This window comes from Mesorhizobium sp. M1217, from assembly GCF_040318275.1.
Lineage (GTDB): Bacteria > Pseudomonadota > Alphaproteobacteria > Rhizobiales > Rhizobiaceae > Mesorhizobium.
This window is the reverse complement of sequence record NZ_JAMYMA010000005.1, coordinates 1-13,623: the sequence shown is the minus strand read 5'-3', so window position 1 is coordinate 13,623 and position 13,623 is coordinate 1. Positions and strand designations below refer to the sequence as shown.

The window sequence follows — 13,623 nt, the reverse complement described above, 5'->3', positions numbered from 1 at the left end:
GTCAGCCTGAGCTTCGCGACAGCAGTTCAGGTTAATCTCTATTTGGAACGAAACCCGTATCTGAGCGTTTATTTAAGCTTTGCTACGCGGAGGCGTTCCATGCCCATGAATCCAGTAAGTACCGCAAAGGTAGGAACTCACCCCCTCCACCCGATGCTGATACCTTTTCCTGTCGCGTTTCTTGCCGGTGCCTTTGTCACCGACCTGGTTTTCTGGGGGACTGCCGACGCCTTCTGGGCACGGGCATCGATGTGGCTGATCGGGGCAGCTATCGTAATGGCGCTTCTCGCTGCGACAGCTGGTTTTATCGACTTCCTCAACGAGCCGCGCATTCGCGCCTTGTCCGACGCCTGGTACCACATGCTGGGCAACTTGACCGCGGTCGTTGTGGCTCTGATCAATTTCTACCTTCGCTATGCTCAAGGCGCCGAGGCCGCGGTCCGACCGTGGGGCGCGCTGTTGTCGTTCATAGTGGTCTGCATACTGCTGTTCACCGGCTGGAAGGGCTGGGAGATGGTCTATCGGCATCACGTTGCAGTTCTGGATACACCGGCGGATGCACCAGCGAAGCCTTCGACAACCACTAGCACGGATACTCATCACGCTGGTCGGGACCGGCACGCCGCATGAGGCCATGATCCGAACAGTGGATACCGGTTTCCAAAAAGATATGGGTTAGACAAGTAGCGCCCATCCCGAATGCATCGGATGGGCGCGCCTTAGATGAGGCCCGACATGTCGGAGAAGGCCATGGCCTTGCGCAGCACCTCGGTGAAGCGCTCGCCGGCGGCTTCACGAGGGCCGCTATTGTCGATGGAGGTGACGCCCGGTCCGGACAGCGCCACATTGGCGCTGCGCGCCAGCCGTGCCAGCACTTCGCCGCGCGACTCGCGCCCGCGCAAGGCCAGCCGCTCGGCCAGGATCTCCGGTGCAGCCGTGATCTCGACGATAGCCAGATTGGCGTAGCGGTCCCGCAGCGTCGGGATGATCGCGCGCGAGACGTTGGCGATCGCGACACGGCCGTTGGAGACTGACCAGTCGACTTCGGCCGGGATGCCATAGCGCAGGCCATGCGCCTCCCAGGAAATCGCGAAGGCGCCATCCGTTTCGGCCTCGACGAAGGCAGCGTCGGCTAGCGTATCGTGATCCTCGGTGGCCGCATCGCTCGGCCGGGTGATCACCCGGCGAACGAACTCCAGTCGGCTCTCGTCGGCAAACATGGCGCGCGCATAGCCAATCACCGTGTCCTTGCCGGCACCGCTCGGTCCGACGACGGCGACGAAGACGCCGTCGCGGATTGGAAATCCCGCGGCGGACAATTCACGCTCGACCGATGCCGACACCATCATGCGACCCGCCGTCCCTGCCGCCACACCGTGCGGACAACCGGGACGTGATCGTCGACGCGCACGCGAACCAGATCGGCGCGCCGGCCGGGCTCGATGACACCGCGATCGGTGAGGCCGACCGCCTCGGCCGGGTTCTTCGACACCATCGCCACTGCCTGAGGCAACGAGATGCCCTCGACCACGTCGCCGAGGAAAAAGGCCGACTGGATCAGGCTGAACGGAATGTAGTCCGATGACAGGATATCGAGCAGGCCGTCGCCGGCCAGTGTGCGGGCCGAGACATTGCCCGAATGCGAAGCGCCGCGCATGACGTTCGGCGCGCCCATCAAAACGCCGAGCCCTGCCTCTTTCGAAGCCCGAGCCGCCTCCTCGGTGGTCGGGAACTCGGCGACACGGACGCCTTGCTCGATCGCTTCATCGACATGGCTGACGGTTGCGTCGTCATGGCTGGCGAGCACGATACCGCGCTCTTTGCACGCAGCGGCGATGAAGCTGCGGTTCGGGCTCGAGTTCTTCGCCGATTCCGCCATCCGCTTTTCGCAGAATTTCTGGAAATCGCGATCGGTCAGCTTCAGCTTGCGCTGGTAGTAATACGCATAGGTTTCGAGATCGACGAATTGCCGCTGTCCCGGCGCGTGGTCCATCAGCGACGCCAGCCTGACCCGCTCGTCGCCGTCGAAATTGGCGAAGGCTGTGAGGCAGTCCGGCGCCGAAACCTCGCAGCGCAGATGGATGAAATGGTCGGCCCTGAGCCGGTCCTGCTGGACGCTGTCCTCAATCGCCTCGGCCAGCTTGCGTATGTCGGCGGCCGTCAGGTCGGCGTCCTCGTCCATACCGACGCGCAAGGCGTCGAGCACGGTGGTGATGCCGGCGGTCGCCACCTGCGCGTCGTGGGCGAGCACCGCGGCGATCGGGTTCCAGCGCACTTTCGGCCGTGGCGCGTAATGGCCTTCGAGATGGTCGGTGTGGAGCTCGACCAGCCCAGGGATGATGAAGTCGCCGCCCATGTCCTTGCCGCTGCGGCCAGCGCCGGGAGCAATGTCGGCGATCACGCCGTCGCGCAGCACGATCGACCCTTCGACGATCTGGTCGGCAAGCACGATGCGGGCGTTGTCAAGAACGGTCTCGGCGGTCATTTCAGGCAGTCCTCGGAGCATTTTGCAGCCAACTGAAAATGGATTGGCGTCGCACAATGCGGTTGAAGCAAATAGTCATCTCAGGCAGTTCTTCTGGCCGGGCGGCGCCCGAGCGCGTGATGGGACAGCACCATGAACGGCGCACCCGGCTCAGTTTCGACAAACAGCGTCAGCGCGTCCACCGGCACCGGCCGTTGCAGCACGTCCGCAAACAGGCTGTCGATTGCTAGGCGAAGACGGGGGCTTTCCTGTGACGACACCCGGCCGGACAGGGTCATATGGAAACGAAACGTCTCGAAGACATAGGGGTAGCCCCATTGGCAGAGATTGCGGAACTCATCGGGCTTCAGCGAGTCGGGGCTGCGGCGTTCAATCTCCGCGTCTGTCAGCGGCGCGCGAAAGCGGTCGAAGCCGCGCACCACATCATCGGCGAAACGGTTGAGCCCCGGCAGCGGTCCTTCCGGCACGAGCGCGAAAAAGCTGTCGATCTGGCTGACGACGAGACGCGGGACCGTCACCACCGGCGTCGCCTCGGCAAAATCGTCGAGTGCGGCGCGAAGCGAGGCCTCCGTCTCGTTTGAAGCCAGCCGGAAGGGCGCCTTCAGCGTCGCATGAAAGCCGTAGCGGCGCGCCGAGGCGGTATGGAAGGCAACTTCCGCTGCCAACAACTCGCCCACCGCCTCGACCGGCCTCGTGGCGGCACCGAAGGGATCACGGCCGAGCCAATTGGCGGCGATCCGCGCCAGCGGTTCGTCCTGCAGGGGGGTGAAATAGATCGCGTAGCGCATCGAAGTTCCTCGTCAGCCCCGCTGCCATAGGCGATTTGCATGACGAAATGACGAAGCTTTGCAGCGTTTTCGGTAACAAAACGACACAGCCTGGTCATTAGCCGACGATTTTTTCGGCTTGGACCAGCGGTTGAGAAGGGAAGGGGAAACGGTCAGGCCATCAGCCATTCGTGCTCGGGCGCGTTGTGGAATTTCCACGTCCGCTTCGGTCCGGCCATGACGTTGAGATAATAGAGATCATAGCCGTGGCAGGCGGCGCAGGGGTGATAACCCTTGGGTACCAGCACGACGTCGCCGTCCTCGATCGCCATCGCCTCGTCGAGCGAACGAGAGCCGTTCTGGTCGGCATCGGTGTAGACGCGCTGGAAAGCAAAGCCCTGCGGCGGGTTGAGGCGGTGGTAATAGGTCTCTTCGAGATAGGATTCGGCCGGCAGATTGTCCTGGTCGTGCTTGTGCGGCGGATAGCTCGATGTGTGGCCGCCGGGCGTGATGACCTCGACCACCAGCAGGGAATCGGCCGGCTCTCGCTCCGGCAGGACGTTGGTGACGTAGCGCGTGTTGGTGCCTTTGCCGCGGGTCTCCTGGCCGAGATCCTTCGGCGCAATGATGCGGACCGGCAGACCGCCGCCAAGCCCCGGCGCCGAGCACACGGCGAGTTCGAGATCGGTATCGGCGCTCACCGACCACTCCGAGCCCTGCGGCACATAGACCGACCACGGCTTGCCCTCGAACGGCGACATGCGTTCGCCCAGCAGCCCGAGATCCTTGCCGTCGGCCTTGACCTTGCCCTTGCCGGTGACGAATACCAGACAGACCTCACGATCCGCGGTTTGCCCGGAAGCGGTGTCGCCGGGCCTCAGCCGATGCAGATCGAAGCCGACATAGGTCCAGCCGGCGTTTTGCGGCGTCACATGGGCTATGCGGCCGTGGCCCTTATTGGCTTTGACGAGCAGCTTCGACATGGTCATTCCTTCGGTTTGGCGTTTGCCGATGGCTTGTCTTCGTCGGCCGGTTTGTAGAGGTAGAAAAACTGCCAGACCGCATAGCCGGCGAAGCCGAGCGCGATCACGCCCCAGAACGGCGTGCCGGTAGCGAATTCGATCACCGACCAGACCAGGCAGACCGCGACAATGGCGACGCGCCGCCACAAAGGCCGGAAAAACGGGTGCTCGGAGTCTTTCATCGGATAAACGCCGGCATAGGGTCAGCCCTTCCTCGCGAACTCTCAAGCATTGGGAAAGCCCTGTGTCTCAACCGTATAGCCGGCCGCCGTCATCACCCGCATCAATTCCTTGTAGCCGACCTGTGCCATCTTGAGTGGCGGGTTCTTCTTCGGATCCTGCTCGGCCTCGACCACGAACCAGCCTTCATAGCCGTGGTTGGCGAGCCTCTGGACGATGGCGCCAAAATCCAGCGATCCATCTCCCGGCACGGTGAAGGCACCAAGTGCTACCGCGTCGAGGAAGGATTGCTTGTTGCGATCCAGCTTTTGGATCACCTGCATGCGTACGTCCTTGACATGCACGTGGTTGATGCGCCGGTGGTGGTTGTCTATCGCGCGCAGCACATCGCCGCCGGCAAAGGCCAGGTGACCGGCATCGAGCAGCAGCGGAATGCCCTCTCCCGAATAGCGCATGAAAGCGTCGAGCTCCGGCTCGGTCTCGATCACCGCCGCCATATGATGATGGTAGGAGAGCGGCATGCCTTGCCCGGCACACCATTCGCCGAACTCGGTTAGCCGCCTGGCGTAGGCTTTCATCTCATCGTCCGACAGCCTCGGCTTGATGGCAAGCGGTTTCGAGCGGTCGCCCTGGATTGAACGGCCGACTTCACCATAGACGATGCAGGGCGCATTCACCGCCTTGAACAGGTCGATCATCGGCTGGATACGAACCTTGTTTTTCGCCATGTCTTCGTCGACCAGCGTCCCGGAGAACCAGCCGCCGCACAGCGTCACGTCGGCCTCTTTCAGGATCGGCAGCATGATCTCCGGATCGTTGGGAAAGCGGCGGCCCATTTCCATGCCGGTAAAGCCAGCCGAGCGCGACTGGCGCAGGCACTCCTCCAGCGACACATCATCGCTGAGTTCGGCAAGATCGTCGTTCCACCATGCAATCGGGGACATGCCCAGTTTGGCTTTCAAGTCGTCACTCCAATTTCTGACATTCGAGGCGGCGTTGGCGGGCGCGTTAAAACCGCCGCCCGCTCAGCGCTTCCTCATATTTCTTGCGCGCCGCGTTCACTTGCGGCCGTGCCGAGACTTCCGGCACTGCGACATCCCACCAGCTTCCACCGGCCTCGGTCGAAACCAGCGGGTCGGTGTCGATGACCAGCATGGTCGTTCGCGTATTCTTCTTCGCTTGCGCCAGGGCCGTTTCCAGCCCGGCGATCGACGCCACTTTTTCGGCAATCGCACCCATGCTTGCAGCATGCGCGGCGAAGTCGATCTCGGGCAAGGTCTCGTGACGAGCGTCCTTCAGCAAATTGTTGAAGTTGGCGCCGCCGGTCGCCATCTGCAGCCGGTTGATGCAGCCATAGCCGCGGTTGTCGAGCAGCACGATGGTCAGCTTGAGGCCGAGCATCACCGACGTAGCGACCTCGGAATTGAGCATCAGGTAGGAGCCGTCGCCGATCATCACCACAACCTCCTCGTCGGGCTTGGCCATCTTGACGCCAAGCCCGCCGGCGATTTCGTAGCCCATGGTCGAGAAGCCGTATTCGGCATGATAGGAGCCGGGCGCGCCCGCCTGCCATAGCTTGTGCAATTCGCCGGGCAAGCCGCCGGCGGCATGGAGCAGTACCACGCCGGAGCCCATGGCGCGCTGTACGGCGCCGATCACCTGCGCGTCGGACGGATAGGCGGCATTGGTCGACGCCGTCACCTTGCCGGCATCCGCCTGCCAGTCCTTCTTGCCGCTGATCGCATTGTCGGTCCAGCCAGAAGGAGCTTTCCAGCCTTTCAGCGCCGCACCGAGTTCGGCGAGCCCTTCAGCCGCATCGGCGACCAGCGGCAGCGCCTGGTGCTTTCCGGCATCGAAAGGCTGGACGTTGAGCCCGATCATGGTCTTGCCGGAATTCTTGAACAACGCCCAGGAGCCAGTGGTGAAATCCTGCAGCCTGGTGCCGACGGCAAGCACGACGTCGGCCTCTTCGGCCAGCCTGTTGGCAGCCGAAGTGCCGGTAACGCCGACCGCCGCCATGTTCAGCGGATGATCGTCGGGCAGCGAGGATTTGCCGCCTTGCGTCTCGCACACCGGAATGCCAGCGTCTTGCGCCAGCTTCGCCAATTCATCCGACGCTTGCGAATAGAGCACGCCACCGCCGGCAATCACCAATGGCTTCTTCGCGCTCTTCAGCGCCGCCACTGCAGCTGCTAACTCTTGGCGGTCCGGGCGCGCTCGCCGCTGGGTCCAGAGCCGCTCGGCAAAGAAACTCTCGGGATAATCATAGGCCTCGGCCTGCACGTCCTGGCACAGCGCCAGCGTTACCGGGCCACACTCAGCCGGATCGGTCAGCACCTGCATGGCGCGGTTGAGCGCCGGCATGATCTGCTCCGGCCGGGTGATGCGGTCGAAATAGCGCGACACCGGCCGGAGGCAGTCATTGACCGTCGCCGTACCGTCGGAAAAATCCTCGGCTTGCTGCAGGACGGGATCGGGAATGCGATTGGCGAAGACGTCGCCGGGCAGAAACAGGACAGGCAACCTGTTTACATGCGCAAGTGCTGCCGCCGTCACCATATTCAGCGCGCCAGGGCCGATCGAACTGGTCGCCGCCATGAAGCGGCGGCGGAAATTGGCCTTGGCATAGGCGATCGCCGCATGCGCCATCGCTTGCTCGTTATGGGCACGGAACGTCGGCAATTCGTCGCGGACCTGGTAGAGCGCCTCGCCGACGCCGGCCACATTGCCGTGGCCGAAGATTGCCCAGACGCCGCCGAAGATCGGCACTTTCTTGCCGTCGATCTCGGCCATCTGTTGGGCAAGAAAGCGGGTCAGCGCCTGCGCCATCGTCAGGCGGATTGTCTTGGTCATGTCGTTTTCCTCCGCAGTCCTTATGCCGCGCCTTCTTATGCTGCTTTGCGGCCGCGCACGGCAAGCCATGCCTCGGTCAGCCTCTCGAAGCGCGACGCCATGTCGGCAACCGCCTCATCGTCCGACATCTTGCCGGCAAGCCATTGTTCGGCCGCGTTGATGAAGATGGTACGGCCGACAGCGAAACCCTTGACGATGGGCGCCTTGGCGGTGGCGGCGAAGGCCGCTTCCAATTCGTCCTGCGGTGCTTCCAAACCCAGCAGTACAATCCCGCGGCACCACGGATCGTTCTTCAGGATCACCGCCTCGATCTTTGCCCATGCGCCGGTCGATGCCTGCGGTTCGAGCTTCCACCAGTCGGGCTTGATGCCGAGTGCGTAGAGTTCCTCAAGCGCCCGCGGGATGGTCATGTCGTCGAGCTTGCCGTGCTTGCCGGCGATGATCTCGACCAGAAGTTCTCTCCCCACTTTCCGCGCGGCCTCGAACAAAGCGCGCAGTTTCTGCTGCTGTTCGCTCTTCAGCGCCGCGGGATCGTCGGGATGATAGAAGCACAGGCATTTGATGCAGTGGTCGACCGGCCATTCGGTCAGTTGCGAGCCTATGTCTTGCGAGAACTCGAAGCGAAGCGGCCGCGAACCCGGCAACTCGACCGGCCGGCCGAGCCAGGCGAAGGAATGGTGGGCGAATTCGAACATCGCCTCGCGCCCGTATTTTTCGTCGAGCAGCATGCCATAGCCGCCGCGGCCAGCCGCGACCTTTGCCGCAGCCTTGACCGTCAGCACCTTGAAAGCCGGGATTCGCGACGGATCGGCGCCGGCCTTTGCCGCGACGTCCTCCAGCTGGACGCGGTGGTCGCAGGCGAACGCCATCAGAGAGGGGATGTCGCGCCGGCGCGTGGTCGCCCAATGGATGTGGTTGATCGCCTCGTCCTTGCGCAGCGCCAGATGCTTGCTGCCGTTTTTCAGGAAGAACTGCAATTCCTCGAAAGTCGGGTATTCAGGTGCGCAGAGCAGCCGCGATACGGCAAAGGCGCCGCAGGCATTGGCCCAGGTCGCGGCCGTCGCCAGGCTTTCCTCGCCGAGCCAGCCGCGCAGGAAGCCCGACATGAAAGCGTCGCCGGCGCCGAGCACATTGTAGACCTCGATCGGAAACCCCTTGCCGACGATACCGTCCTCGAGATCGTCGCTGATCGGCCCGTCATAGACGATGCAGCCCATGGCACCGCGCTTCAGCACTATGGTCGCCGTCGACAGCGAGCGGATGGTTTTCAGCGCGCTCAGGCAATCGTCTGCGCCGGAGGCGATCATGATCTCCTCTTCGGTGCCGACGATGAGATCGCAGTCGGGCAGCACCGTCTTCAACTGCGCCGAGACGCGGTCGGATTTCACATAGCGCTCGAAGCCTTCGGCATGGCCGGCGAGGCCCCACAGGTTAGGGCGGTAGTCGATGTCGAACACCACCTTGCCGCCCTTGGCCTTCATGACACGGATCGCCTTGCGTTGCGCGGCGTCGCTGTTGGGCCGTGAAAAATGCGTGCCGGTGACGACGACCGCGCGTGCTGAAGCAATGAAGGCCTCATCGATATCGTCTTCCGAAAGCGCCATGTCGGCGCAATCGCTGCGATAGAAGATCATCGGCGAGACGCCCTCATCCTCGACCGACAGCAGCACCAGGGCGGTCAGCCGCTCCGGATCGGTCTTGAGGCCTTGGACCGAAACGCCCTCGCGGGTCAGCTGCTCGCGGATGAAGCGGCCCATCTGCTCATTGCCGACGCGGGTGAGCAACGCCGAGCGCAGGCCGAGCCTGGCAGTGCCGACTGCGATATTGGCTGGACAGCCGCCGACCGACTTGGCAAAGGAGGTGATATCTTCCAGGCGCGAGCCGATCTGCTGGCCATAGAGATCGACGGACGCACGGCCGATCGTGATGATGTCGAGCGGCGCATGTCTCGCTTCCACGGCTTCGCCCATTCGAACCTCCCATCGGCTTTGTTGTCTTGGGTAACACGCGCGAGCGGCAGCGTGGCGCCGGCAATATGAAATAATAATTCCAATCCATAGTCAATATGGAACGAGCATTCCCAAGGCTGAAAAGTGCTGTGCAAGGCTCGCGCGTTCAGAAACTTTGAAGTCGGACGAACGTCAAGGGTCTACCACTGAAACCAGCTGATTTACCAAGGAAGCGGGCCGTCATCGTTGAAGTATCCGGCGGTCGGGCCATCGGCGTCCAAGGTCGCCAGGTGAATGACGATCTCGGCCGCCTGCTGCACCGTGCGGTGACCTTTATACCCGTTGAGATCGGTGGCGGTATAGCCGGGCGCGGCGGCGTTGACCTTGATGCCTCGGGGCGCGAGCTCCCTGGCGAAGGCCACGGTGATGGCGTTCAAGGCTGTCTTGGAGCTGCCGTAGCCCATCATATTGACGGCGTGGTTCGCGGTGGCGGGATCGAGCGCCCGGCCGATGGACCCGGTGGAACTGCTCACCATCACGATCCGGGCAGCAGGTGCTGCCAGCAGCAGCGGCAGGAATACCTGGGTCACGCGGATCGGGCCGAAGACATTGACGTCGTAGGTGGCCTGGATGTCGGCGATCCGCTGCTGGCTCGGCAGCAGGTCGTAATTGATGGCGACGCCGGCGTTGTTCACCAGCACGTCGAGGCAGGGGCTGGCCTGCCCGAGTGCCTCGGCTGCCGCCGCCACATTGTCATCCTGCGTGACGTCGAGCTCAAGCCACGCGGCGTCGAGCCCTTCGGCGCGCAAGGCTTGCACAGCCGCCATGCCGCGTTCGGCGCTCCTGGCGCCGAGCCAGACCTTGAAGCCCATGGTCGCCAGCCGCCGGGCGATTTCGCGGCCTATAACCTTGTTGGCGCCGGTCACCAGCGCGGTCTTTGATGTTCTCATATCGGTGTCTCCATGTTGCTTGTGGAAGACCCCACAAATGGCGCGACGCAGCGGACGCCGCGCGCCGGAAACTCTCCAGCTCTTGCCTAATCCTCTCACGCTGTTGCTCAGCCACCGCGAATGCGCGATGCTGGCGCGATGAGCGAGGCGCTGCAGGAGTTGATCGAGATCGCCGGCCGCCATGCGCGCGGGCGACGAACAAGAACGGCGGTTCCCGGCGTTTCGATCGGCCGCAGCGAAGTCGCCACGGCACCATTGCCGGGTGTGTGGGGGTCGGGGATCTTATTCGTATTGCAGGGCGCAAAGACGGTCCTGATCGGCTCCCGGGCTCTTCGTTACAAGCCGGCCAGCTATTTCATCTACACTGTCGAGACGCCCACTATCAGCCAGATAGTCGAAGCGAGCGCGGCGCGTCCTTATCTGGCCATTGGCTTGACCCTTGACCTGCAAGCCGTCGCCGCGCTCCTCGTCGAGCACGCGCCAGCCCTCGGTGGCTACAGTTTCTTCTCCACCACTCCCGTTGATGACGATCTGCTCGACGCGTTGCGTCGAATGATGCGGTTGCTTGACCGGCCAGCGGAGATTCCCGTGCTCGCGACCATGCTCGAGCGGGAGATGCTGTTTCGGCTCCTGCAAGGCCCCCAGGGCGGAAAGCTTCGTGAACTTGCGCGCGCCGATGGCCATCTGTCCCGGATCGGCAGGGCGATCGCCTGGATCCGTTCGCACCCCCATCAGCCGGTCCGGGTTGGGGATCTGGCCGAGATCGCCCATATGAGCAGTGCTGCGTTTTATCGTCACTTCAAGGCGGCGACGGCCATGAGCCCAATCCAGTATCAAAAGCAAATCCGCTTGCTGGAAGCCCGCCATCTGCTGATTGCCCAGCCGGGCAACGTGGCGCGTGTCGCCTTCGCTGTCGGCTATGAGAGTGCTTCCCAGTTCAGCCGGGAGTATGCCCGCCAGTTCGGGTCGCCGCCTGCCCGCGACGCAGCGCGGCTTTTGGCAGAAGGCGAAACGGCAATAGAGGTGATCTAGGCCTTGCGCTTGCGGCCGCTATCGCGCCGCTTCTCGCCGACGGCAACGGTCAGCGCCATGGCCAAAGCCATCGTCGCCGACAGCGAGCGGAAGCCGGCGAAATCGGCCTCGGCGACCTCGAACCAGACCCTGGCGAATTGGGCGAGCGGCGAAAAGGAGCTGTCGGTGATCGCCACGATCGGCACGCCTTGCTCCGAAATGACGCGCGCCTCCTCGATGGTGGCCGGGGCATAGGGCGAAAAGCTGATGGCGATCACGGCATCCCTTGGAGAGGCAAAGCCGATCATCTCCGCGTTCAGGCCGGCGGCCGATTCGATCAGCTGGTTGCGGATCTTGAGCTTGCCCAATGCATAGGCGATATAGGAGGCGACCGGGTAGGAGCGTCGCTTGGCCAGCAGGTAAATGGTTTCCGCCTTGGCCAGCACGGCGATCGCATCTTCGAAATGGTCTTCATTCAGCGTGCGCGAAATGTCGTTGAGCGAGGTGCTGGCTGCGGCGACAAAACCGTCGAAGATCGCCCGGTGGCCGGCGCCTTCCTCGGCCTTGGCGCGCAATGCGGCCAGCCTTTCATCATAGGACGAGTTGCGCTCGCGCAGGCGCTCGCGAAACACCAGCTGCAGGCTGGTGAAACCGTCAAAACCAAGCTGCTGAGCAAAGCGGATCAGGGTCGAAGGCTGGACACCGGCCGAAGCGGCGATGCTGGCAGCGGTGCCGAAGGCGATATCGTCTGGGTTGTCGAGCGCATAGGCGGCGATCTGGGCGATACGTTTCGGCAGGCTCTGACGCCGCTCCAGGATCGTCGCCCGCAGCGTTTCGAAATCGCGCGGCACCCGTTCGTCCATCGTAGCTCCGCCCAGGCTCATCGTCGGTTCCCTCTGTGCCCCATCATAGCGGGCCTGTGCAAGAACACCATAAAAAATGAGACAAGCGTTCCATTTGCGAACAAAATGGATTAATTCATCCACACAAAATTTGCACAGAGGGAGGCAAGCGGATGGTCGGGGTAGGTCTTATCGGCACGGGCTTCATGGGCAAGTGCCACGCCATTGCCTGGAACGCGGTCGGCACCGTCTTTCCCGATGTCGACAAGCCAAGGCTGGTCCATCTGGGCGAGGTCAACGAGGACCTTGCCAAACGCCGTGCCAGCGAATTCGGCTTCGCCAAGGCCTCCGGCGACTGGCGCGCAGTGGTCGACGATCCCGACGTCGATGTCATCTCGTTGACTACGCCGAACCAGTTCCACCCGGAAATGGCCATCGCCATCCTCGAAGCCGGCAAGCATCTGTGGTGTGAAAAACCGATGGCGCCAAGTTTTGCGGAGGCGCAAGCGATGGCTGCGGCCGCGCGGAAATCCGGCAAGGTTGCCGCGCTGGGCTATAACTATATTCAGAACCCGGCGATCCGCCATATCGGCGCGCTGCTCGACGAGAAGATCATCGGCGAGGTCAACCATCTGCGTATCGAGATGGACGAGGACTTCATGGCCGATCCGGAGGCGCCGTTCTTCTGGAAGCACGAGGCGGCGTCCGGTTACGGCGCGCTCGACGATTTCGCCGTGCATCCGCTGTCGCTCATAGCGGTACTGTTCGGCCGCGTCGCCCGAGTCATGTGCGACATGGCCAGGCCCTATGCCGAACGCCGCGTCGCCTCGGGCGGGCGCCGCGCCGTCGAGACCTATGACATCGCCAGCATCCTGATGCATCTCGAAAACGGCATTGCCGGCACGTTGCTGGTCAACCGTTCGGCCTGGGGCCGCAAGGGCCGGATCGCCATCCAGATTTTTGGTTCGAAGGGCTCGATCCTGTACGACCAGGAGCGGATGAACGAGTTCCAGCTCTATCTGACAGCCGACCGACCGACGGAGCAAGGCTATCGGACAGTCCTGGTTGCCCCGCACCACAGGCCTTACGACGCCTTCCTGCCGGCGCCCGGCCACGGCCTTGGCTTCAATGACCTCAAGATCATCGAATGCCGGGAACTGTTGACGCGGCTTGCCGGCAAGCCGGCGCGGATCATCGACTTCGACGAAGGCCTGGAGATCGAGCGCACCGTGCATGCGATGGCGCGCTCGTTCGCGGAACAGCGCTGGATCGCTGTGCGGTAGTAAGCCCGGCGCTGGCTTCCCTTCTCCCCTTGGGGGTGAAGGTGGCCGAGCGAAGCTCGGTCGGATGAGGGGTGTTGGACGGATCGCTACAGCGAAGAAATAAGCGCTTAAAATCCCTCAATATTTTACGCCGAGTTTCTTCCAGCACCCTCATCCGGCTCGGCGCTGCGTGCCGATCCACCTTCTCCCACAAGGGACCTGTTGCGCAGTCATGAGCAAAAGCTTGCGGCGGCGGGGTTGCGGCGGTTGTTCGCTTGTTTGCGGGGGATTTGACGTCTTGT

The 13,623-nt window shown here is 63.0% G+C and carries 13 protein-coding genes; 3 read left to right on the top strand and 10 right to left on the bottom strand.

The features are described from left to right. Positions 1–99: 99 nt before the first annotated feature. Positions 100–630 (top strand): DUF2231 domain-containing protein, encoded by a 531-nt coding sequence (locus tag NKH37_RS09610; RefSeq protein WP_353005810.1) that lies wholly within the window; start codon positions 100–102, stop codon positions 628–630. An 89-nt stretch (positions 631–719) separates the two neighbouring features. Here the strand turns inward: NKH37_RS09610 and phnN are convergent, their stop codons facing one another. The 9 genes from phnN to NKH37_RS09565 form a co-directional block, all read right to left on the bottom strand. Next, the gene (gene phnN, locus NKH37_RS09605) at positions 720–1,349 is read right to left on the bottom strand and encodes a phosphonate metabolism protein/1,5-bisphosphokinase (PRPP-forming) PhnN (protein ID WP_353005811.1); all 630 of its coding nucleotides are present in this window, start codon (positions 1,347–1,349) and stop codon (positions 720–722) included. Beyond that, entirely contained in the window at positions 1,346–2,485 is a 1,140-nt protein-coding gene (locus NKH37_RS09600; RefSeq protein WP_352495023.1) for an alpha-D-ribose 1-methylphosphonate 5-triphosphate diphosphatase, read from the bottom strand. The genes phnN and NKH37_RS09600 overlap by 4 nt, the downstream gene beginning before the upstream one ends. An 80-nt stretch (positions 2,486–2,565) precedes the next feature. Then, on the bottom strand, positions 2,566–3,273 hold the full coding sequence (locus NKH37_RS09595) for a DUF1045 domain-containing protein (RefSeq protein ID WP_353040965.1): 708 nt from the start codon (positions 3,271–3,273) through the stop codon (positions 2,566–2,568). A 152-nt stretch (positions 3,274–3,425) separates the two neighbouring features. Next, positions 3,426–4,235 (bottom strand): 5-deoxy-glucuronate isomerase, encoded by an 810-nt coding sequence (iolB, locus tag NKH37_RS09590; protein ID WP_353005813.1) that lies wholly within the window; start codon positions 4,233–4,235, stop codon positions 3,426–3,428. Positions 4,236–4,237: 2 nt separating this feature from the next. Beyond that, positions 4,238–4,456: a DUF3329 domain-containing protein gene (locus NKH37_RS09585; protein ID WP_023718232.1), complete on the bottom strand. Its 219-nt coding sequence runs from the start codon at positions 4,454–4,456 to the stop codon at positions 4,238–4,240. Between the two features lie 42 nt (positions 4,457–4,498). Continuing rightward, entirely contained in the window at positions 4,499–5,416 is a 918-nt protein-coding gene (gene iolE / locus NKH37_RS09580) for a myo-inosose-2 dehydratase (RefSeq protein ID WP_353005814.1), read from the bottom strand. A gap of 46 nt (positions 5,417–5,462) precedes the next feature. Further along, complete coding sequence (iolD, locus tag NKH37_RS09575) at positions 5,463–7,307, bottom strand: 3D-(3,5/4)-trihydroxycyclohexane-1,2-dione acylhydrolase (decyclizing) (protein ID WP_353005815.1); 1,845 nt, start codon at positions 7,305–7,307, stop codon at positions 5,463–5,465. 35 nt (positions 7,308–7,342) lie between these two features. Next, the gene (locus tag NKH37_RS09570; protein ID WP_023718235.1) at positions 7,343–9,277 is read right to left on the bottom strand and encodes a bifunctional 5-dehydro-2-deoxygluconokinase/5-dehydro-2-deoxyphosphogluconate aldolase; all 1,935 of its coding nucleotides are present in this window, start codon (positions 9,275–9,277) and stop codon (positions 7,343–7,345) included. A gap of 200 nt (positions 9,278–9,477) precedes the next feature. Then, positions 9,478–10,206 carry an SDR family NAD(P)-dependent oxidoreductase gene (locus NKH37_RS09565; RefSeq protein ID WP_353005820.1) on the bottom strand — a complete coding sequence of 243 codons (729 nt, stop codon included), beginning with the start codon at positions 10,204–10,206 and terminating at the stop codon, positions 9,478–9,480. A 138-nt stretch (positions 10,207–10,344) separates the two neighbouring features. Here NKH37_RS09565 and NKH37_RS09560 point away from each other — a divergent pair, with 138 nt between their 5' ends. After that, the gene (locus tag NKH37_RS09560; RefSeq protein ID WP_353040963.1) at positions 10,345–11,238 is read left to right on the top strand and encodes an AraC family transcriptional regulator; all 894 of its coding nucleotides are present in this window, start codon (positions 10,345–10,347) and stop codon (positions 11,236–11,238) included. Here the strand turns inward: NKH37_RS09560 and NKH37_RS09555 are convergent. After that, entirely contained in the window at positions 11,235–12,080 is an 846-nt protein-coding gene (locus tag NKH37_RS09555) for a MurR/RpiR family transcriptional regulator (RefSeq protein WP_353005821.1), read from the bottom strand. The two genes, NKH37_RS09560 and NKH37_RS09555, sit on opposite strands and share 4 nt — an antisense overlap. Positions 12,081–12,232: 152 nt before the next feature. Here NKH37_RS09555 and NKH37_RS09550 point away from each other — a divergent pair, with 152 nt between their 5' ends. Next, a complete protein-coding gene (locus NKH37_RS09550) occupies positions 12,233–13,342 on the top strand; it encodes a Gfo/Idh/MocA family protein (RefSeq protein WP_353005817.1) in 1,110 nt (369 codons plus the stop codon). Positions 13,343–13,623: the final 281 nt, after the last annotated feature.